Origin of the sequence: Yunchengibacter salinarum (genome assembly GCF_037658235.1) — a bacterium.
GTDB lineage: Bacteria > Pseudomonadota > Alphaproteobacteria > Sphingomonadales > Kordiimonadaceae > Yunchengibacter > Yunchengibacter salinarum.
Window position 1 is genome coordinate 187,422 of sequence record NZ_JBBJLN010000003.1, and the last position, 20,190, is coordinate 207,611.

At 64.1% G+C, this 20,190-nt stretch carries 18 protein-coding genes; 8 read left to right on the forward strand and 10 right to left on the reverse strand.

The annotated features are described in order from the left end of the window. The first annotated feature begins 12 nt into the window (after nt 1-12). Both WGH93_RS04425 and WGH93_RS04430 read left to right on the forward strand, forming a co-directional pair. Nucleotides 13-999: a hypothetical protein gene (locus WGH93_RS04425; RefSeq protein WP_374763651.1), complete on the forward strand. Its 987-nt coding sequence runs from the start codon at nt 13-15 to the stop codon at nt 997-999. A 48-nt stretch (nt 1,000-1,047) separates the two neighbouring features. Beyond that, entirely contained in the window at nt 1,048-3,051 is a 2,004-nt protein-coding gene (locus WGH93_RS04430; RefSeq protein WP_374763652.1) for a methyl-accepting chemotaxis protein, read from the forward strand. Between the two features lie 172 nt (nt 3,052-3,223). On the opposite strand, the gene aroC is transcribed toward WGH93_RS04430, so the two are convergent. The 4 genes from aroC to WGH93_RS04450 form a co-directional block, all read right to left on the reverse strand. After that, nucleotides 3,224-4,312, reverse strand: a complete 1,089-nt coding sequence (gene aroC / locus WGH93_RS04435) for a chorismate synthase (protein ID WP_374763653.1) — start codon at nt 4,310-4,312, stop codon at nt 3,224-3,226. Nucleotides 4,313-4,321: 9 nt separating this feature from the next. After that, entirely contained in the window at nt 4,322-5,131 is an 810-nt protein-coding gene (locus WGH93_RS04440) for an enoyl-ACP reductase FabI (RefSeq protein ID WP_374763654.1), read from the reverse strand. Nucleotides 5,132-5,208: 77 nt separating this feature from the next. Next, complete coding sequence (locus tag WGH93_RS04445) at nt 5,209-6,219, reverse strand: YihY/virulence factor BrkB family protein (protein WP_374763655.1); 1,011 nt, start codon at nt 6,217-6,219, stop codon at nt 5,209-5,211. A 2-nt stretch (nt 6,220-6,221) separates the two neighbouring features. Then, the gene (locus WGH93_RS04450; RefSeq protein WP_374763656.1) at nt 6,222-7,238 is read right to left on the reverse strand and encodes a DnaJ C-terminal domain-containing protein; all 1,017 of its coding nucleotides are present in this window, start codon (nt 7,236-7,238) and stop codon (nt 6,222-6,224) included. A gap of 164 nt (nt 7,239-7,402) precedes the next feature. Between WGH93_RS04450 and pdxH the strand changes: the two genes are divergently transcribed. Next, nucleotides 7,403-8,008, forward strand: a complete 606-nt coding sequence (gene pdxH / locus WGH93_RS04455) for a pyridoxamine 5'-phosphate oxidase (RefSeq protein ID WP_374763764.1) — start codon at nt 7,403-7,405, stop codon at nt 8,006-8,008. 187 nt (nt 8,009-8,195) lie between these two features. Here pdxH and WGH93_RS04460 read toward each other — a convergent pair whose 3' ends face one another. The 6 genes from WGH93_RS04460 to WGH93_RS04485 are packed head-to-tail and all read right to left on the reverse strand — an operon-like array spanning nt 8,196 to nt 14,110. Next, nucleotides 8,196-9,269: a phosphotransferase family protein gene (locus tag WGH93_RS04460; protein WP_374763657.1), complete on the reverse strand. Its 1,074-nt coding sequence runs from the start codon at nt 9,267-9,269 to the stop codon at nt 8,196-8,198. Between the two features lie 29 nt (nt 9,270-9,298). After that, the gene (locus WGH93_RS04465) at nt 9,299-10,066 is read right to left on the reverse strand and encodes a glucose 1-dehydrogenase (RefSeq protein WP_374763658.1); all 768 of its coding nucleotides are present in this window, start codon (nt 10,064-10,066) and stop codon (nt 9,299-9,301) included. 40 nt (nt 10,067-10,106) lie between these two features. Continuing rightward, on the reverse strand, nt 10,107-10,910 hold the full coding sequence (locus WGH93_RS04470) for an SDR family oxidoreductase (protein ID WP_374763659.1): 804 nt from the start codon (nt 10,908-10,910) through the stop codon (nt 10,107-10,109). A gap of 28 nt (nt 10,911-10,938) precedes the next feature. Further along, a complete protein-coding gene (locus tag WGH93_RS04475) occupies nt 10,939-12,396 on the reverse strand; it encodes a coniferyl aldehyde dehydrogenase (protein ID WP_374763660.1) in 1,458 nt (485 codons plus the stop codon). Continuing rightward, a complete protein-coding gene (locus tag WGH93_RS04480; RefSeq protein WP_374763661.1) occupies nt 12,393-13,310 on the reverse strand; it encodes an acyl-CoA thioesterase in 918 nt (305 codons plus the stop codon). The genes WGH93_RS04475 and WGH93_RS04480 overlap by 4 nt, the downstream gene beginning before the upstream one ends. 8 nt (nt 13,311-13,318) lie before the next feature. Continuing rightward, the gene (locus WGH93_RS04485; protein WP_374763662.1) at nt 13,319-14,110 is read right to left on the reverse strand and encodes a class II aldolase/adducin family protein; all 792 of its coding nucleotides are present in this window, start codon (nt 14,108-14,110) and stop codon (nt 13,319-13,321) included. A gap of 161 nt (nt 14,111-14,271) precedes the next feature. Here WGH93_RS04485 and WGH93_RS04490 point away from each other — a divergent pair, with 161 nt between their 5' ends. The 5 genes from WGH93_RS04490 to WGH93_RS04510 all read left to right on the forward strand — a co-directional run bounded on the left by WGH93_RS04490 (nt 14,272) and on the right by WGH93_RS04510 (nt 20,148). Continuing rightward, nucleotides 14,272-15,432, forward strand: a complete 1,161-nt coding sequence (locus WGH93_RS04490; RefSeq protein WP_374763663.1) for an acyl-CoA dehydrogenase family protein — start codon at nt 14,272-14,274, stop codon at nt 15,430-15,432. A gap of 68 nt (nt 15,433-15,500) precedes the next feature. Then, nucleotides 15,501-16,619, forward strand: a complete 1,119-nt coding sequence (locus WGH93_RS04495; RefSeq protein WP_374763664.1) for an acyl-CoA dehydrogenase family protein — start codon at nt 15,501-15,503, stop codon at nt 16,617-16,619. A gap of 36 nt (nt 16,620-16,655) precedes the next feature. Beyond that, nucleotides 16,656-18,389, forward strand: coding sequence for a class I adenylate-forming enzyme family protein (locus WGH93_RS04500; RefSeq protein ID WP_374763665.1), 1,734 nt, complete (start codon nt 16,656-16,658; stop codon nt 18,387-18,389). A 27-nt stretch (nt 18,390-18,416) separates the two neighbouring features. Continuing rightward, nucleotides 18,417-19,658 (forward strand): acyl-CoA dehydrogenase family protein, encoded by a 1,242-nt coding sequence (locus WGH93_RS04505; RefSeq protein ID WP_374763666.1) that lies wholly within the window; start codon nt 18,417-18,419, stop codon nt 19,656-19,658. Nucleotides 19,659-19,686: 28 nt separating this feature from the next. Then, nucleotides 19,687-20,148 (forward strand): MaoC family dehydratase, encoded by a 462-nt coding sequence (locus WGH93_RS04510; RefSeq protein ID WP_374763667.1) that lies wholly within the window; start codon nt 19,687-19,689, stop codon nt 20,146-20,148. The last annotated feature ends 42 nt before the right edge of the window (nt 20,149-20,190 follow it).

Consider the following 20,190-nt stretch of genomic DNA (forward strand, 5'->3'; position numbering starts at 1 on the left):
GGAGAGGCGACCATGATGGACGCTCTGCGATTGATCGTTCTGTCCCGACCGCGGCGGTGTGCCGCCAGCGGTGCGGCTAAGGCGCTCCGCGCGCTCATGCTCGGCGCCGGGCTGGCGGGGGGTGTGCTGATGGGGCAGTCCGTGACGGCGCCCGCAGCCCATGCTCAGGCCGCCGATTCCGGGGCGGTGCTTCAGGTGGTGGATCGCATCAATGGGGAATTGAAGCTGATGTATCGCGCCTCCCTGCGGGACATACCCGACAAGGGCCGAGAGAATATGCGCACGCGTCAGCCGCGCCATGTGTATCAGAAACTGCGCAGCACCTATATGCAGTTACAGCTTTTCCGCTGGCTCAGCGGTGAACCGCGCAAGACTCCGGAGCCGCTGCCCCTGCGCCAGATCACACCCGGCGAAGTGCTGGAACTGACCGAAACTTTCCTGTCCGACCTTCGGGATGTGAAGCCCGCCTATTTTCTGGCCAAAACCGTGGCGGAGCCGGAAAAGCGGTCCAATGTCACGCCGACGGATGTTTTTGAGGCTCTGACCTATAGCGAGCAACTTCTGCTCGGCATGGATATGCCCGCCACGGTGCCCAATGATGTTTATCAACTGGCCCTGATGCTGCTGGAAGACGCCCGCAGTCTCCACCGGGCCATCAAGGGTGGAGACGCGGGGGTTGACCTGGCGCTGACCACTACCGGGAAAGTGCCGGCTGATGCCTATGATGCGAGTATGACCGTGCTGGACACCCTGTCCGCCCTGACCGATTCCGGCAAGCTTTCGATCCCGGCGGGCGTGGTGCGCCCCGCGCGGCCCGGCACCATCACGCCCAATTCCGTGATGCGCCTTATGGGGGACATTCTGGCGGACCTGAACGCGGCGAAGATTTCCGCCGGAGTTTCCGAACAAACCGAGATGCCGCCATCCCAGTCGGGCAAAACGCCGTCCAATGTTGTTGATGTGCTGATCACCACGAACCGGATTCTGTCCGCGATTTAACATCCCATAGAAGGACCGGGCCGGAAACGGACCTGGGGGAGAATGAGCATGTGGGAGAAAATGAAAGAACTGATGGCCGGCCTGCACGGCAAGATACTGGCCATTTCAGTGCTGCCGGCGGTGCTTCTGGGCATGGCCAATCTGATCGGCAACGGGCAGGTGAACTCGGTGGTGAGTGAAAGCCGGGAGTCCGTTACAGCCTTGCAGGCGCGCAATGCCAAGGTGGAAGACGCCGTATCCGAACTGCGGCAGAGCATGGCGCAGGCTATTCGACAGGCCAGCGCCGTCAGCCGCGTTCACCAGACCGCCCTGATGACGCAGAACGCTGACATGACTAGCCAGACCCGATCCGAGATATCCGAATTGAAAGCCGTCATCGGTCGCCTGTCGTCCAATAGCGAGACCATGATGACTCTGCTGGACCGGGAAGGATTCGTGTCGAAAGACCCGGCGGTGACTCTGACGGACGGGAAGGCGGCGGGCAGCCTGCCGCTGGATGCCCGGCGTGCCTTTGCCGTGGTCATGCGGCTGGCCCGGTCCATGGAACGGCGCCTTGAGATGTTCACGGAGGCCAATGACCGCACGATTGCCCTGATGGGGGCGGGTGATTTCGACGGCGCCAGCACCAATTTCCGCTTCGAGGAGGCGCCCCGTCTCAATGCCCTGGAGGGTGCGCTGGGCAAGATGGACGAGACCGCAACCGACCTGATGGCGGCGGTGAACGTGAATCTCACCAAGGCCCGCAATGCCATGCAGGGCGCGGCAGAGGATCAGATTTCCGATGTCTTCACCATCAATCTGATCATATTGCTGGCGGGTATTGGCCTGGTGATCGTGATTGTCTGCCTGTTCGTGGCCCGGATGGTGGTGAACCCTATCAATCGTCAGGTGGCTGTCATGGATACGCTGGCCACCGGCGATACCAATGTGGACATTCCCCAGCCTAGGGATGCCACCCTGTCCCGGATCGCGGACGGGCTGAAAGCCTTCCGTGACGGGCTTGAGGAGCAGGCCCGCCTGCGTGCCGAACAGAAACGCAAGGAAGAGGAAGAGCAGCAGCGCAAGGAAGAGGAAGAACGCCGGGAGCGCGAACGCATGGAGGAAAAGGCCCGCGAGGAGCGCAAGCAGGCGGAACGCACGGCCCGGCGCCAGAAAATGCTGGAAAAGGCCATCAACAGCTTTGAAGGCAGCGTGGCGGACGTGTTGGCGGCGCTGACGCAATCTTCCGCGGACCTGAAGAGCGCATCCAGCAAGATGACGGAAATCGCCGGGGACAGCGAGGCCAAGAGCTCCGAAGTGGCGGCGGCCGCGGAACAGGCGGCCAGCAATGTGCAAAGCGTTGCGGCGGCGTCGGAGGAAATGTCCGCTTCCATCCAGGAGATCAGCCGCCAGGTGTCCCGCTCGGCGGAAATGACGCGGGATGCCACCACCAAGGCCCAGAGCACCAACAGCCTTGTGCAGGAACTGGCCAGCAATGTGACCAAGATCGACGACGTGGTGCAGTTGATCAACGACATTGCGGAACAGACCAATCTGCTTGCGCTCAACGCCACGATCGAGGCGGCGCGGGCGGGCGATGCCGGGCGCGGCTTTGCCGTGGTGGCGAGCGAGGTGAAGAATCTGGCGACCCAGACCGCAAAGGCGACCGAGGATATCCGCAGCCAGATTACCACCGTGCAGAAGATGGGCCTGGATGCTTCCAAGGATATGGAGGTGATGCTGAAGGTGTTCGAGGAAACGAACGAGATCGCCGGCACCATTGCGTCCGCCGTGGAGGAGCAGAATTCCAGCACGTCGGAAATCTCCCAGAGCGCGGGGGAGGCCGCGTCCAGCACGGATACCGTGACCAGCAACATTCAGGGGCTGAAGGACGGTGTGCAGGAAAACCGATCCGCGTCCGAAGATGTGGATCAGGCTTCGGATATCCTCTCCAGCAAGAGCGACGAACTGAAGACCGTGGTGCAAAGCTTCCTCAAGGATATTGATGAAGCCCAGTCCCATGGCCGCGAGGACGACGAGAACGCCACGGGTGGCCCCGCCGCGGCGGAATAGCAGCCTTTCGTCGATCCTGTATCTTCAAAGCGGCTGTCCCACATCGGGGCAGCCGCTTTTTCATGGCATCAAGGCAGGGTGGGCAGGCTGACCCGCGCACCCGCAATCGGGCGTGGCCAGGCAGGGTCAACGGGCACTGTTGGCGGGCACGGGCGCCCGCATGGGTGCCTGTTTAGCTACCGCACTGTGCGCGGTGGAGCATGGCATGGTCCGCCAGCACCAGCGCCATCATGGCTTCCGCCACGGGCACGGCCCGGATGCCCACGCAGGGGTCATGCCGCCCCTTGGTGACCACTTCCGTGGCTTCCCCGCTGCGGGTGACCGATTTGCGCGGCATCAGGATGGAACTTGTGGGCTTGACCGAAAAACGGGCGATCAGTGGCTGGCCGGTGGAAATGCCGCCCAGTATGCCGCCCGCCTTGTTGGACAGAAAAACGGGGTTGCCGTCCGCGCCCGGTTCCATTTCGTCCGCATTGTCGCGTCCGGTCAGGCTGGCGGCGGCCATGCCCGCGCCGATCTCCACCCCCTTCACCGCATTGATGGACATGAGCCCGGCGGCCAGGTCCCCATCCAGCTTGGCATAGACCGGTGCGCCCAGACCGGCGGGCAGGCCGATGGCTTCCACCTGAATGACGGCGCCCACGGAATTGCCGTTTTTGCGCAGCTCATCCAGGCTGTGGGCCCAGCGTGTGGCGGTTTCCGCATCGGGGCAGAAGAACGGGTTCCGGGCCACCTGATCCCAGTTGACATCGAGCAGGTCCACCGCATCGGTGCCCATCTGGATCATCGCCGCGCGAATGGTTACCGGCGCATCCAGCACCGTTTCCAGCACCCGGCGCGCAACTGCCCCGGCGGCGACCCGGCTGGCCGTTTCCCGCGCGCTGGACCGGCCCCCGCCGCGATAATCGCGGATGCCGTATTTGGCATCATAGGTATAGTCCGCATGGCCGGGGCGATAAGTCTCGGCGATATTGCCATAATCCTTGCTGCGCTGATCCGCATTTTCGATCATCAACTGGATCGGCGTGCCGGTGGTCTGCCCTTCAAAGACACCGGACAGGATGCGCACCTTGTCCGGTTCCTTGCGCTGTGTGGTGTAGCGGCTCTGCCCGGGGCGGCGCTGGTCCAGGAAATGCTGGATGAAGCTTTCGTCCAGCGGTATGCGGGGCGGCACACCGTCCAGCGTGCAGCCGATGGCCGGCCCGTGGCTTTCGCCCCAGGTGGTCATGCGTAACAAATGCCCGAAACTATTCACTGACATGGGCTTTTCCTAGCCGTCTATGGCGCGTTTCATCACCGCTTCATCGGTGGGCATACAGGTGGTATTGAAGCCGCAATCCACGAAATGCACTTCGCCCGTCACACCGGACGACAGGTTCGACAGCATGTAAACCCCGGCCCCGGCCACGTCATCCAGGGTGATGTTGCGCCGCATGGGGGCGTTCAGTTCATTGTATTTCAGCAGCATCCGCACATCGCCGATGCCGGAAGCGGCCAGCGTCTTGATCGGCCCGGCGGACAGGGCGTTCACGCGGATGTTCTTTTCCCCCAGATCGCGAGCCATATAGCGGGTGGCGGATTCCAGCGCCGCCTTGGCCAGCCCCATTACATTATAGTGGGGCACGGTCTTGTCGGAGCCGTAATAGGTCAAGGTCAGCATGGAGCCGCCCTCATGCATCATCTTTTCCGCTTCCTGCGCCACGGCGACAAAGGAATAGGCCGAGATGTTCATGGTGTTGAGGAAATTTTCCCGGCTGGTATCGATGAAGCGCCCGCGCAGTTCGGACTTGTCGGAAAAGCCGATGGCATGGACGATGAAATCCAGCCGGTCCCACTTGTTGGCCAGCTTGTCGAACAGGCCGCTGATGCTTTCACTGTCCGAGACATCACAGGGCTCGACGAAATCCGCGCCCACGCTTTCCGCCAGAGGGCCAACGCGGCGGGCCAGTGTCTCCCCCTGGTAGGTGAAGGCCAGTTCGGCGCCTTCCTCGGCGCATTTTTTGGCGATGCCCCAGGCCATGGAGCGGTCATTGGCAACCCCCATGATCAGGCCGCGTTTCCCTTTCATCAATCCTGTCATCGATATCCCATCCTTTATCTTTTCAAGTGCGTGAACGCACCGGTTTGGCCGCGATCCTACAGCACTGGCCGGTGCCGTCAATTGTCGCCGCCGCCCGCCGGCCTGTTCGGCTGATCCGGGTCGCGGGTGTCCGGGTCCCAGAAGCCGCCCAGTTCCATCAGCACGGCGAGCGGTTTCTGCCCCCGGCGGCGGCGGATATGGCTTTCATAAGTGGCATTGAGCGCCGCGCCGAAAACAAAGCCCAGCGAGAGCACGAAACAGAAGAGCAGGGTGATCACCACCCCCGCCAGCGAGCCATAGGTCACGTCATAGGTGCCCGCCGAGGCCAGATAGGCGCCGAGCCCGCGCGACCCCGCCAGCAGCACGGCCAGCGTGAACAGCGTGCCGGGCAGGCGGCGGGCGCGGCCCAGCTTGCGCGGGGTGAGCGCCAGATAGACGCCGTAAAGGCCAAGGGTCAGAAGTGCCGGGCTGACGCCGAATTTCAGCAGCGCCCAAAGGGTTGTCAGACCGGAATTGAGGCTGTCGGGAAACAGGGACCGCGCGGCGCTGATCAGGGCCGGGCCAATCACCAGTATGGACATGGCGATGATGGCCAGCACTGCGCCCACGATCACCAGACCCAGGCTTTCCAGCCGTCTCTGCCACATGGCGGCGGCATTGTCCTTGCCATAGATGCGCAATATGGCGTCCCGCGCTGCTTCCACGCCGTTCGCGGCGGCCCACAGGGCGAACAGGATGGAGCCGGTCAACAGGTCGGGCCGGGTGTTGTTGATGATGCCCTGAATGGGGCCGTCCAGTACGGCGGTGACTTCGCCGGGCAGCACGGAAAAGGCGAATTCGATCGCCCTGAGGCCCTGATCGGTCTGGCCCAGAAAGCCGCTTACCGCCACCAGAAAGATGACGAAGGGAAACAGGGACAGCATGGCCAGAAAGGCCATATTGCCCGCCGCCATGGGGCCGTCGCGGGTGATGAAAAGCCGGGCCGCGTCCCGCCAGATGCGGCCATGGGCGCGGATCGTGCGCCATAATGCCCACAGGAAGGCCGTCAGGGGGGATGGTTCGGGCGCCTTGTGCGGGCCGCCGACCACGATCAGCTCAAACCGGCCTGACGACGCAGCGCGGGGCCGTTGCCGCCGGACCATTGCTTGATAAGGGCTTCCAGTTCCTTGTCCCGCTCCTTGGGCAGCATGACTTTCAGGGTCACATACATGTTGCCCTCGAAATCCCGGCCCTTGACGCCCTTGCCCTTGAGCCGCAGCCGCCGACCGGTGGAACAGCCGCGCGGGATGCGCACGGTCAGCGTGCCGCGCGGTGTGGGCACCGCGATGTCGCCGCCCAGTACCGCTTCATCCAGCGATATGGGCAGGTCCAGCAGGATGTCGTTGCCCTTGCGGGTGTAATAGGGGTGGGCCGCCACACGGATTTCCACCAGCGCATCGCCCTTGGGGGCGCCGCCCAGCCCTTCGCCGCCCTGACCGGCAAGGCGGATCACCTGGCCGCTGCGGATGCCGGGGGGGATGGTGATGTCCATATTGCGGCCATCGTTCAGGGTCAGGCGGCGGGTGGTGCCGCGGATCGCCTCTTCGAAGCCGATGGTCAGTTCATAGGTGATATCGATGCCGCGCTGGTGCGGGGCACGGCCCTTGGCGCCGCTGCTGCGCCGCCGCCCGGCGCCCGCGCCCGCCCGACTGCCCGCGCCGGTTTTGCGCCCGGCGCCGGTATAGCGGAAAAATTCGCTGAAAACGTCCTCCGCGTCGTCGAAATCGAATCCGCCGCCGCCCGTGCCGCCCGGCCCGGTGCCGCGCCGGAAATCCCGGCCAAAGGGGTCCCGCGCCCGTGCCCCGGCGCCCGCCGCCTCGAAGCCCGCATCGGCGGTGGTGCGTTCATTACCATGGCCGTCGATCTCGCCACGGTCATAGCGGCGGCGCTGTTCCTCGCTGCCAAGAATGGCATAGGCGCCGGACACCTCCTTGAAGCGATCCGCCACGCCGGGCCGGTCCTTGTTGCGATCCGGGTGCAATTCCTTGGCAAGCTGCCGATAGGCTTTCTTGATAGCCTCCTGGCTGGCATTCCTGTCCACGCCCAATATGGTGTAGGGATCACGCATTGGCTTTATGATCTACTCATTGCGGATGTTGTTGCGGGCCCCCGCGCCGGGGGTGGCCCAGTTTAGGTCATCCGGGGGGCGCGACACAACGAATATTGTGGGTTCGATCCGTGGCGTACTAGATGCTGTGGGTATGGGCAAGATGGAACAGACAGGGATGCATGATGAACGAGACGGAAAAACCCTTTGACGCCCCTTTCACGCTGTTCGGCCAGTGGTTTGCCGAGGCGGAGAATAGCGAAATCAACGACCCCAACGCCATGGCGCTCGCCACCGCGCATCCGGGGGGGCAGCCCAGCCTGCGCATGGTGCTGCTGAAGGGGTATGACCCGCGCGGATTCGTTTTCTACACCAATCTGGACAGTCGCAAGGGTGGCGAGGTGGAGGCCAACGGCCAGGCGGCCCTGCTGTTCCACTGGAAATCCCTGCGCCGCCAGGTGCGGATCGAAGGGCGGACGGAAATCGTGCCCGATGCGGAAGCGGACGCCTATTTCCACTCCCGCCCGCGCACCAGCCGCATCGGTGCCTGGGCATCGAAACAGAGCCGCCCCATGGAAGGCCGCTTCGAGTTTGAAAAGGAAATCGCCCGATATACGGCCAAATTCGGCGCCAGCGGCGAAATCCCCCGCCCCGAACGCTGGACCGGCGTGCGCGTCATCCCCCACCGCTTCGAATTCTGGCGCGACCGCAAATACCGCCTGCACGACCGCCATCAATACGACCTGACAGAAGCCGGCGACGGCTGGACGGTGACGGAATTGTATCCGTAAGCCCAGGCACAGACCCATCCGACGGGCGCGACCGCGCCCCGCCGCAAGTGCGGCGCCCTCGCGGAGCCGTAGCGCGAAGCGCTCAGGCGTGAGCGGTAAGATAAAGCGCGCGACCGCGCCCCGCCGCAAGTGCGGCGCCCTCGCGGAGCCGTAGCGCGAAGCGCTCAGGCGTGAGGGGTAAACACCTCTACATCCCCGATTTCTCGATCAGCCGTCTGGCGTGATTGCCGAGGATTGTGACCTGTTGGCCGAAGCCCTTGAAGGCGGGGTTCTGGGTCTGGCCCAGTTTGTAGCGCACATAGATCTGTTGCAGGATCACGGCGAGGCGGAAGACGCCGTAGACCAGGTAGAAATCGAAGTTGGACAGGTCGTGGCCGGTGCGGCGGGCGTAAAGCTCGCAGATTTCGGCACGGGTCATCATGCCCTCATTCAGGCAGGGCTGCATCCGCATGGCCTTGATCTCGTCCGGGTCGTCATCGTCCGACCAATAGGCCAGCGTGTTGCCCAGGTCCATCAGCGGATCGCCCAGCGCGCTGATCTCCCAGTCCAGGATCGCCTCGATGCGGAAGGGGTTGTCCCGGTTCAGGATCACATTGTCCAGCCGGTAATCGCCGTGCAGGATGGCGTGGCCCACCTCGCCGGCGGGGCGCTTTTCCTCCAGCCACTGGCGCACGTCCTCAAAAGGTTCCACATCGTCCGTCAGCGCGCGTTCATAGCGGCGGTTCCAGCCGCTGATCTGGCGTTCCACATAGCCTTCCGGCTTGCCGAAATCATCCAGCCCGATCGCCTTGTAATCCACATTGTGCAGGTCGATCAGCGTGTTGAAGAAGGTGTCGCACAGCTTGCGGTTCTCTTTTGGTCCGAAGTGCCAGTCCGCCGGGATGTCCCGGCCCAGTTTCACGCCCTCCACCTGTTCCATCACATAGAATTCGGCGCCCAGCGGGCTTTCTTCCTCGGTCATGTGGAAATAGGTATGGGGCACCGCCGGGAAGACCGGCTTCAGCGCCGCCATCACGCGGTATTCGCGGATCATGCTGTGGCCGGATTTGGGCTTGGTGCCAAAGGGCGGGCGGCGCAGCACGAAGGCGCGGTCCCCATAGCGCACGGAATAGGTGAGATTGGAATGGCCGCTGGCGAACTGGCGGATGTCCGGCGTGCCGGTCAGCCCCTCGATACGGTCCTTCATGGCGCGGTCCACGGCGCCGGGGTCCAGCTCCTCGCCCTCGCGCACGTCGATGGTCTTGTTCAGGCTTTTTTCCATGCGAGCCTCCCCTTTGTTTTCGCGCCGGATCAGGCGCTGTAGCCGCCATCCATCACCAGCGTGGTGCCGGTGGTGAAGGCCGCCGCGTCGCTGGCCAGATAGAGCGTGCCGCCCACCATGTCGTCCGGCTGGCCGGGGCGCTTGATGGCGAAGCGGCTGGTGATGGTCTCCATGATGTCCGGGTTGCTGGTGAGCGCGCTGGTCATCTTCGTTTCCACAAGGCCGGGGCAGATGGCGTTCACGCGGATGCCCTTGTCGCCATATTCATGGGCATATGCCTTGGTCATGTTGATCAGGGCCGCCTTGGTCATGGAATAGATGCCCTGCCACTGGCCGGGGCTGATGCCATTGATGGAGGCCACGTTCACAATGGCGCCGCCGCCCTGTTTTTCCATCATTTTCACCGCCGCCGCCGACAGATAGAATGGCCCCTTCACATTCACGTCCACCGTTTTGTCGAAGGCGGATTCGGGGGTGTCGCCGATCAGGCCGAAATGGGGGTTGGTGCCGCCGCAATTGACCAGCACGTCCAGCCGGCCATAGGTGGCCTCCACCCACTGCATCAGGGCCGTGATCTCGTCCATATGGCCCGCATGGGCGGCCTTTGCCGCCGCCTTGCCGCCCGCTTCAACGATGCTTTCCGCCACCGCATCGCAGCTTTCCTGACGGCGGGAGGAGACGATCACATCCGCGCCATTGGCGGCGAAGGCGCGCACGATCGCTTCCCCGATGCCGCGACTGGCGCCGCTGACCAGCACCACCTTGCCGGTGAAGTCCATCAGTTTTGTATAGTCCATTGGGGCTCCCCTCCCGTTGGTTCCGGTTGATTCGATGATGTCAGATTGGCCGCCCGGTGCGTTCCATCTGCTTGCGGCGCAGCTTGCGCATGGCGCCAACCCAGCGGTCATAGTCCGCCGCCTTGGCCTGGAAATACTGTTCCACCTGCTCGTGCGGGCGGATCATGAAGCGCCCCTCGCGCATCTGGTCCAGCGTGCGGCGGGCCATTTCCGGGCCGGGCATGACGCCGTCCAGCGCGGCGCTGGAGTCTTCCGCCCCGGCGCTCATTTTCGATTCCACCGCCTGCGGGCATAGCGCCGCCACATAGATGCCGTCGTCCCCGTGCGTGATGGCCAGGCTTTCCGCAAAGCCCACGGCGGCGTGCTTGGTGGCGGAATAGGCGCTGGCCCCGATCTGGGACAGCAGCCCCGCCGCGCTGGCGGTGATCAGGAAACCGCCTTCGCCGCGCGCCAACATGCCGGGCAGCACGGCGCGGCAGGCGTGAAGATGGGCGTGCACATTCACATCCCAGCTTTTCCGCCAGTCCGCGTCCGACGCGCTGAAAATGGTGAAATCCGGCGTGTCCGCCACCAGGATGCCCGCATTGGACACATACAGCCCCACCGGGCCGTGATTGGCTTCCACCGTGTCCACCAGTGCCTTCACGGCGGCGGCATCGGTCACGTCCAGTCCGTGGGCGCTGGCACGGTCGCCGATCTCATGGGCCACCGCCTCGGCGCCGGGCCGGTCCAGGTCCGCCAGCGCCACATGGGCCGCGCCTTCCTCTACGAAAAGGCGGCCCAGCGCGGCGCCGATACCGCTGGCGCCGCCGGTGATGATGATGACCCTGTCTTTCACGTCCATGGACTGTTCCCCCTCGCTTTGATGTGGCTCACCGCCCGATCAGGCGCTTCGCGGTCTGTTGCAGGCGCTTGCCATAGGGCGGCACGACGCCGAACAGGCGGCCCACGCTGATCCGTTTCGGGTGGCGCAGTACGGCCCGAAGGTGGGAAAATTCCCGGAAGCCGTCCACGCCGTGATAGCGGCCCATGCCGCTGTTTCCCACGCCGCCAAAGGGCAGGGTTTCATGTCCGCCGTGCCACAGGCAGTCATTCACCGTGACGCCGCCGGATGTGGTGCGGGCCAGCACCCGGTCTTCTTCCTGCTTGTCATTGCCGAAATAATACAGCGCCAGCGGGCGGGGCCGGGCGTTGATATGGTCCACCGCCGCATCCACATGGTCATGGGTGCGCACGGGCAGCAGCGGGCCGAAGATTTCCTCCTGCATGATGCGCATGTCGTCCGTTGGGTTCAGCACCAGCGCCGGGGGCACCTTGTTGGCCTTGTTCTGGCCGGTGAAGGTTTCCCCCGCCGGGTTGATGACGCGCACATCAGCGCCCTTGTCGCGGGCGTCTTGCAGGGTTTCTTCCAGCCGTTCCCGGTGGCGGGGCGATATGATGGAGGTGTACTGTCCGTTTTCCATCAGCGTTGGATACATGGCCGCCGCCTTTGCCTCATAAGCCTGAACGAAGGCTTCCCGCTGACCGGGGGCGAGGGTGACATAATCCGGCGCCAGGCATATCTGGCCCGCGTTCAGCAGCTTCATGGTGGCGATGCGCTCGGCGGCCATGGCCATGTCCGCGCTTTCACCCAGCACCACCGGGCTTTTGCCGCCCAGTTCCAGCGTTACGGGGGTCAGGTTCCGGCTGGCCGCGGCCATGATCAGCTTACCCACATTCGGCGCGCCGGTGAACATCAGATGGTCGAAGGGCTGCGCGGAAAAGGCCTGGCTGGTGGGCACGCCGCCGGGGGTGACGGCCACTTCCTCCGGCGTGAAGGCGTCCGCGAACAATGCCTTGAAAAGCTGACTGGTGCGGGGCGTGTGCTCCGACGGTTTGATCATTACCCGGTTGCCCGCCGCCAGCATCTGCGCCAGCGGCACGAACACCATGGTCAGCGGGAAATTCCACGGCGTGATCAGGCCCACCACACCCTTGGGCTGGGGCCGTACCTCCGCCCGCGCGCCCAGCAGGCCCAGCGGGAATTGCAGGGGGCGCCGCTCCGGCTTCATCCAGCCGCCCGTCTGGGCCAGCGCCTGCTTGAGCGCCGTCACGCTGGGCACCACGTCCGCGAACAGGGTGGTCTCCGTCGCCCGTTCGCCGAAATCGTCCGATATTGCCTGCGTGAAGCGATCCCGATTGGCCATCAGCAGGGCCAGTGCGCGTTTCAGCCTGTCCCGCCGCGTGGCCAGGTCGGGCGGGCCGTCCGCCAGATGGGCGCTGCGCTGGGCATTCAGCAGGCGGGTCAGGGTTTCGGCATCGGTGTCCTGCGGGGCGGTGTCCGGGGTCATGACGGGCCTCCTTGTGCTTGATCGGCCCCTTCGGGCGTGGTGTTGTCCGGGTCTTTCAGGCGCAGCAGGCTTTCCTGCGCGGTGGAGGCGATCAGGGTGCCCGCGCGGCTATAGATCGCCCCGCGCGCCAGCCCGCGGGCGTCGCCGGTCCAGTATCCCTCGGTCTTGTAGTAAACCCAGTCGTTCAGCGAGATGTCATGGGCGTGGAACCACATGGCATGGTCCAGACTGGCCAGCGTTTTCAGCCGGGGATGGCGCGGCACCATTCCATGCGGGCGCAGATTGGCGGACAGGAAATTGAAATCAGAAATATAGGCCAGTAGCCGGGCATGAAGCGCCCCGTCCGCGGCGAGCGGTTCCTTCAGTTTCAGCCAGTAACCGCAGACCGGGTCTTTTGGCGTCAGGTTTTCCACATCCATGCGGTCCACCGAGCGCATCTCGAAGGGCAGATAGGGGCGCTCCTGGCTTTTGCCGGTTTTGGCCGCCAGATGGCGCAATATGCGCGCATAATAGGTTTCGTCGTCGCCCAGGTCTTCGGGCGGCGGCACGTCCGGCATATCGATCTGGTGGCTCAGCCCGTCTTCCGGCACATGATAGTTGAAGGCGGCGGAAAAGATCGATTTGCCGTCCTGCACCGCCACCACGCGCCGCGTGGCGAAGGAGCGCCCGTCGCGCATGGCTTCCACATCATAGAGAATGGGCATGTCCGACCGGCCCGGGCGCAGGAAATAGCTGTGCATGGCGTGCAGACGATAGGGCGCGTCCACGGTCAGGCCCGCGGCTTCCAGTGCCTGCGCCACCACATGGCCGCCATAGACATGGCCGCCCTGCCACTTGTTGGGTTCACCGCGAAACAGCAGCCGGTCCAGCCGTTCCACGCCAAGCCCGGTCAGAAAGGTCTGCATCTGGTTCATGGGCGCGCTCATTCCCGAAAGCTGGTGTCGATCCGGTCCAGGCGCCGCAGCAGGGCGGGCCAGACCAGCCGATCCGCGCCGTCGCCGCCCGCCACCGAGAGCACGTCCCGCACGGTGTTGTCGATCGCCTGCCGGTCGGGCATGACAAGCGGGGCGCCGGTGCTTTCGGTCAGAACCTGGATGCGGCACGCCTTTTCCAGAAAGTGCATCAGCTCGAATGCCTGTGCCACGCTCGGCCCCACGGTCAGCGTGCCGTGATTGCGCAGAATCAGGGCGCGGGCATCGCCCATGTCGGCCACCAGGCGGGCCTGTTCGTCCTCCCGCACGGCCAGCCCCTCGAAATCGTGATAGGCGACGCTCAGCCCCGCTATGATGTTGGTCTGGGCATGTGGCTTCAGGCCGTCCTTCTGGTTGGAAACGGCAATGCCGTAATCGGTGTGCAGATGCATCACGCAGTGGGCGTCTTCCCGCGCGGCGTGCAGGGCGCCGTGAATGACGAATCCCGCCTTGTTTACCTCGAACGGGCTGTCCATCACCTTGGTGCCGCTCAGGTCCACCTTCACAAGGCTGGACGCGGTGATTTCGTCAAAGGTCAGGCCCAGCGGGTTCATCAGGAAATGGTGATCCCCGCCCGGCACGCGGGCTGAAATATGGGTGTAGATCAGATCGTCCCAGCCCATCAGCGCCACCAGGCGATAGGCGGCGGCCAAATGGACGCGCACGGCCCATTCCTCGGCGCTGACGGTGTTTTTCAGGCTTGGAATGTCCAGCCGTCCGGGTGCTTTTTCCCCCATGGTCATGGGCTTTCCCCCTCGTGGTTTCCCGTATCTCCCTGACAACAGTGTGGGACATCGTGCCGCCCGTTTAAAGATAATTATGGACTGTACGGTCTTAAAAACGATATGACCATATTGGGAGTTCGAAAGGGCCGGTCGGGCCATTCGACGAGAGGGAGACGATCATGAGCGACCTGGATGCTTTCCGCACCCATGTGCGGGAATGGCTGGCGGACAACTGCCCGCAGTCCATGCGCACGCCCATGTCCGGTGAGAAGGACATCTGCTGGGGCGGGCGCCATTTCCGGTTTCAGAGCGAGGATCAGAAGCTGTGGCTGGAGCGCATGGCCGCCAAGGGCTGGACCGTGCCCACCTGGCCGAAGGAGTATGGCGGCGGCGGTCTCAGTCGGGAAGAGGACAAGATCCTGAGGGCGGAGATGAAGCGCATCAATGCGCGCTCGCCGCTGGACAGTTTCGGTATCTGGATGCTTGGCCCCGCGCTTTTGAAATTCGGCAATGAGGAGCAGAAGAAAGAACATCTGCCCCGCATTGCGCGTGGTGAAATCCGCTGGTGCCAGGGCTATAGCGAGCCGGGCGCGGGCTCGGACCTGGCAAGCCTGCGCACAAGGGCGGAGGATGCGGGCGACCATTATGTGGTCACCGGTCAGAAGGTGTGGACCTCCTACGCCGACAAGTCCGACATGATCTTCTGCCTTGTGCGCACATCGAAGGAAAAGCACACCGGCATCAGCTTCCTGCTGTTCGATATGGAGAGCGAGGGCGTGTCCACCCGGCCCATCAAGCTGATTTCCGGCACTTCCCCCTTCTGCGAGACCTTCATGGACGGCGTGAAGGTGCCCAAGGAAAATCTGGTGGGCAAGGAAGGCGACGGCTGGACCATTGCCAAATATCTGCTCACCCATGAGCGCGCCATGATCGGCGACACCCGCATTCCCAGGCCGCTCAACGCCATCGCCAAAGAGCGCCTGGGCGAGGGTCGGATAGCGGACCCGTTCCTGCGCACGGACATGGCCGCCCATGAGATCGACGCTGCCGCCTTTATGTACACCATGGAGCGCGCCAATGACGAGGCGAAGGCGGGTGCCGGGCTGGGGGCCTATTCCTCCATGCTGAAATATTATGGCACGGAGCTGAACAAGGACCGGCACGAACTGATCATGCGCATCCATGGCTCGGAAGCCTTCGAGTGGGAAGGTCAGTTCTCCAATGACGGGGAGGTGCCGCGCGCCTGGCTCAGAACCAAGGCCAATTCCATCGAGGGCGGCACCAGCGAGGTGATGCTCAACATCATCGCCAAGCGCATTCTGGAACTGCCGAGCGCATAAGGCGCCAGAGATCACGCGCGGCGGGTGGGGAGCCCGCCGCACCATGAACCGACCGAGGGGAGGGGCCGATGGCTCTGGTCTTGAGCGAGGAGCAGCAGCTTCTCAAGGAATCCGCCGCCGGGTTTCTGGCGGAAAAGGCGCCGGTCAGCCAGCTTCGCCAATTGCGCGATGATGGCGATGAGCGCGGTTACAAGCCCGAACTCTGGCAGGAAATGGTGGACATGGGCTTTGCCGGTCTGCTGGTTTCGGAAGACCATGGCGGCACCGGCTTCGGCTATGTGGGCGCCGGCATCGTGATGGAGGAAATGGGCCGTCGGCTTTCCGCCAGCCCGTTTTTCGCCACCGGCGTGGTGGGCGCGGCGCTTTTACGTGAATCCGGCGATGCGGCGGCACAAGCCGATCTGTTGCCGAAGCTGGCGTCCGGCGAGGTCACCATGACCCTGGCGCTGGATGAAACGCCCCATTTCGCGCCGGATAAAACCGCCATGAGCGTGGCGGGCGGCACACTCAAGGGTCTCAAGACCTTTGTGCCCGATGCCTGCACCGCCGATCTGATCGTTGTGGCGGCCCGCGAGTCCGGCGCGCCGGGGGATGCGGGCGGCCTGACGCTTTATCTGGTGGATGGCGGCGCCGATCACCTGATCCGTGACCGGGTGGTGAGCGTGGACAGCCGCCACTGGGGCAAGCTCACCTTTGAAGGGGTGGCGCCGCGCGGCACGCTGGGCGCGCCGGGCAAGGGCCATGCCGTGCTGAGCGCGGCGCTGGATCGGGTCAATATGGTGCTGGCCGCCGAGCTTGTGGGCGTGTCGCTTGAAGCGATGGACCAGACCCTGACCTATCTGAAGGAACGCAAGCAGTTCGATACCACCATCGGTGCCTTTCAGGCGCTTCAGCACCGTGTGGCCCATCTGTTCAGCGAAGTGGAGGGCGCGCGCTCCGCCGTGCTCAAGGGCCTGCAAATGGCCGATCAGGGCGGCGATGTGGGCTGGTTCGCGTCGCTGGCCAAGGCCAAGGCGTGCAAGGCGGCGGTGCTTGCCACCAATGAAGCCATTCAGATGCATGGCGGCATCGGCATGACCGACGAATATGACATCGGTTTTTATCTGAAGCGGGCGCGGGTGATACAGCAGCTTTACGGCGATTATGGCTATCATGCCGACCGCTTCGCCGCCCTGAGCGGGTACTGAGCCCCGCGCCACGCCAGTAATTCGGGGGAGAAGGTCATGCTGGATCAACTGGACCTGCCAACCGTTCCACCCGGCACGCCGCTGGACAGTGTGATGCGTGCGCTTGTGGACAAGGTGCCGCTTTTCGCCACCACCACGGTGCGCCTTGACGGGGTGGATTATACCGCCTTTGCCAATCAGCCCGCCAATCTGCGCGATGCTACGGCCCTGATGCTGCGCCAGCCGGAGCGGGAGTGCCTGATATATGGCGAGGACCGCTTCACCTTTCAGCAAACGATCGACCGCGCCGCCCGGCTGGGCCGTGCGCTGGTGGACGATCTGGGGCTGGAAAAGGGCACGCCCGTGGGGCTGGTCATGCGCAATTACCCGGAATGGCTGATGGCCTATCTGGGGATAGCCGGGGCGGGCGGCATCATCAGCGCCATGAATGCCTGGTGGGGCACGGAAGAGCTGGAAAAGGCGATCCGGCTTTCCGGTTGCACCATTCTGGTGGTGGATGCGGACCGGGCAAAGCGCCTGGCCCCCTTGCAGGACAAGCTGGACCTGAAACTGATCGTGGCGCGGGATGCCGTGCCGGACGGCGTGACCGCCCATCGCTTCGCGGATCTGATCGCGGACAAGGCGCCCATGCGCTGGCCGGATGTGGACATTGCCCCCGATGATGACGCCATGATGCTGTTCACGTCCGGCTCCACCGGTACGCCCAAGGCGGCGGTCAGCACGCACCGGGCGGTGGTATCCGTGCTGATGAACTGGGTCGTCATGGCGCTCGGCCTGTTGACGGTGGCGGGGGCCAAACCGGACCCGGATGACCAGCCCGTGGCGCTGGTGGCGGTGCCGTTCTTTCATGTGACCGGCCTGCTGCCGGTGGCGCTGGTGTCCATGGTGCTGGGGCGCAAGATGATCTGTATGCACAAATGGGACGCGGGCGAGGCCCTGCGCCTGATCGAGCGGGAGGGCGTCACATCCTTCACCGGTGTGCCCACCATGTCCTATGAACTGGCCACCCACCCGGACCTGAACAGCTATGACACCAGCACGCTCAGCCAGATCGGCGGCGGCGGCGCGGCGCGTCCAAAGGACCATGTGCCGGTGATAGAGCAGGCTTTCGCCAATGCCTTTCCCGGCATCGGCTATGGCCTGACGGAGACCACCGCCCTCGGCGCCATATTGTTCGGCGACGAATATGTGAAGCGGCCCGGCAGCACCGGCAAGCCCACTTTCCCGCTGGTGGAGGCCCGCATTGTTGGCCCCGACGGGCGGGACGTGCCAACCGGCGAGCGCGGTGAGGTGTGGATCAAGTCCGTCGCCAATATGCGCGGCTACTGGCGCGACCCGGATGCCACCGCCGCCGCCGTGACCGATGGCTGGTTCCATACCGGCGACGTGGGCGTGCTGGACGCGGAAGGCTATCTGTACATTGTGGACCGGATGAAGGACATCATCATTCGCGGCGGGGAGAATATCGCCTCGCTGGAGGTGGAGGCGGTGTTGCACGCCGTGCCGGGGGTGGCGGACGTGATGGTGTTCGGCCTGCCGGATGCCCGCCTTGGGGAGCGCGTGGGGGCCGTGGTGGTGAGCGATGACCCGGCCCTGACGCCGCAAGCCATTCTGGATGAGGCGGGCAGGCATCTGGCCCCCTTCAAGCTGCCGGAGACCATCTGGATTCAGCGCGAACCGCTGCCCCTGATCGCCAGCGGCAAGCTGGACCGCAAGGGCATCCGGGCGCATTTTCAGGAACGCCATGCACGGGAACAGGCCGCCGGATAGGCGCGCCCAACAGAGGGAGCAGGGGTCATGACCATGGATCTGGGGTTGAGCGAGCGTGGCCGCGAGGTGCGGGACCGCATCAGGACCATTATCGACGAGAACATCATCCCGGTGGAGGAAGAATACCATGCCGAGGTGGAAAGGGCCCAGGATCGCTGGACCCTGACCCCCCGCATGACGGAAATCCTGGACGGGCTGAAGGATCAGGCCAAGCGGGAAGGGCTGTGGAATTTCTGGCTGACGGACAGCGAGCGGGGCTTTGGCCTGACCACGGTGGAATATGCCTATATCGCCGAGGAACTGGGCCGGTCCCAACTTGCCAGCGAGGTGTTCAACTGCTCCGCGCCCGATACCGGCAATATGGAGGTGCTGGAACGCTATGGCAGCGCCGAGCAGAAGGAAAAATGGCTGAAACCGCTGCTCGATGGCACCATCCGATCCGCTTATGTGATGACGGAACCGGGCGTGGCATCGAGCGATGCCACCAATCTGTCGGTGGAAGCCCGGCTGGATGGCGATGAATGGGTCATCAATGGCGAGAAATGGTGGGCTTCCGGCGCGGGGGACAGCCGCTGCAAGGTGTTCATCACCATGCTCCGCACGGAGGGGGAGGACGCGCCCCGGCACAATCGCCATTCCATGATCCTGGTGGAACGGGACGCCCCCGGCGTGGAGATTCTGCGCCCCATGATGGTGTTTGGCCATGACGACGCGCCGCACGGGCACATGCATATCCGTTTCAACGATGTGCGGGTACCTAAAGACAATCTGGTTCATCATCGCGGCGCCGGGTTCGAGGTGGCACAGGGCCGCCTGGGGCCGGGGCGCATCCATCACTGTATGCGCTCCATCGGTGCGGCGGAACGGGCGCTGGGCCTGATGTGCCGCCGTGCGCTGGAGCGGGAGGCGTTCGGTCGTCCGCTGGCCAAGCTGGGCGCCAATTACGACATCATCGCCGAATGCCGCATCGAGATCGAGCAGGCGCGCCTGCTGTGCCTGAAGGCGGCGCACATGATGGATACGATCGGTGCCATCAAGGCGGGGCCCTATATTTCGCAGATCAAGGTGGTGGCCCCGCGCATGTCGCTGAAGGTGATCGACGAGGCCATGCAGATGCACGGCGGCGCCGGGATCAGCCAGGATTTCCCCTTCGCCCCTATGTGGCACGCTCAGCGCACCTTGCGCTATGCGGATGGCCCGGACGCGGTGCACCGTATGGTGATCGCGCGTGACGAGTTGAAGGCAACATATCGCAAGCACAACGTTTAAGCAGCGTGCCGGAGGGGAGAGGACGGCCATGAGCAAGACGGTCAAACCGGAAGACGTGGCGACCTATGTGGGCCAGGAAGTGGGGGTCAGCGACTGGTTCCCGATTGATCAGGACCGCATCAATGCCTTTGCCGACGTGACGAAGGATCATCAGTTCATCCATGTGGACCGGGAAGCGGCGGCGAAAACGCCGTTCGGCACCACCATCGCCCATGGGTTTCTGACCCTGTCCATGCTGTCCTATCTGATCGACGGGGCGACGCTGAGGGTCGAGGGCACGGTGATGGGGCTGAATTACGGCTTCGAGAAGGTGCGCTTTCTTGCCCCGGTGAAGGTGGACAGCCGCATTCGCCTGCGCGTTACCATCGGCGACGTGCAGGACAAGGGCGCGGGCCGCCTGCTGATCCGGCAGGACGTGACCATGGAGATCGAGGGGGAGGAGCGCCCCGCGCTCACCGCCCAGTGGCTGACCATGATTCAGGTGGCCTGACTTCAGGGAGGCTGAATACAGGTGGCCTGGGCCGATCTGGGC

Coding starts and splice junctions, on each gene's coding strand:
- WGH93_RS04500 (WP_374763665.1), top strand. CDS start 16,656: ATGCTGGATCAACTGGACCTGCCAACCGTTCCACCCGGCACGCCGCTG.
- WGH93_RS04490 (WP_374763663.1), top strand. CDS start 14,272: ATGAGCGACCTGGATGCTTTCCGCACCCATGTGCGGGAATGGCTGGCG.
- WGH93_RS04475 (WP_374763660.1), bottom strand. CDS start 12,396: ATGACCCCGGACACCGCCCCGCAGGACACCGATGCCGAAACCCTGACC.
- WGH93_RS04480 (WP_374763661.1), bottom strand. CDS start 13,310: ATGAACCAGATGCAGACCTTTCTGACCGGGCTTGGCGTGGAACGGCTG.
- WGH93_RS04440 (WP_374763654.1), bottom strand. CDS start 5,131: ATGACAGGATTGATGAAAGGGAAACGCGGCCTGATCATGGGGGTTGCC.
- pdxH (WP_374763764.1), top strand. CDS start 7,403: ATGAACGAGACGGAAAAACCCTTTGACGCCCCTTTCACGCTGTTCGGC.
- WGH93_RS04470 (WP_374763659.1), bottom strand. CDS start 10,910: ATGGACGTGAAAGACAGGGTCATCATCATCACCGGCGGCGCCAGCGGT.
- WGH93_RS04495 (WP_374763664.1), top strand. CDS start 15,501: ATGGCTCTGGTCTTGAGCGAGGAGCAGCAGCTTCTCAAGGAATCCGCC.
- WGH93_RS04460 (WP_374763657.1), bottom strand. CDS start 9,269: ATGGAAAAAAGCCTGAACAAGACCATCGACGTGCGCGAGGGCGAGGAG.
- WGH93_RS04505 (WP_374763666.1), top strand. CDS start 18,417: ATGACCATGGATCTGGGGTTGAGCGAGCGTGGCCGCGAGGTGCGGGAC.
- WGH93_RS04430 (WP_374763652.1), top strand. CDS start 1,048: ATGTGGGAGAAAATGAAAGAACTGATGGCCGGCCTGCACGGCAAGATA.
- WGH93_RS04425 (WP_374763651.1), top strand. CDS start 13: ATGATGGACGCTCTGCGATTGATCGTTCTGTCCCGACCGCGGCGGTGT.
- WGH93_RS04510 (WP_374763667.1), top strand. CDS start 19,687: ATGAGCAAGACGGTCAAACCGGAAGACGTGGCGACCTATGTGGGCCAG.
- aroC (WP_374763653.1), bottom strand. CDS start 4,312: ATGTCAGTGAATAGTTTCGGGCATTTGTTACGCATGACCACCTGGGGC.
- WGH93_RS04485 (WP_374763662.1), bottom strand. CDS start 14,110: ATGACCATGGGGGAAAAAGCACCCGGACGGCTGGACATTCCAAGCCTG.
- WGH93_RS04465 (WP_374763658.1), bottom strand. CDS start 10,066: ATGGACTATACAAAACTGATGGACTTCACCGGCAAGGTGGTGCTGGTC.
- WGH93_RS04450 (WP_374763656.1), bottom strand. CDS start 7,238: ATGCGTGATCCCTACACCATATTGGGCGTGGACAGGAATGCCAGCCAG.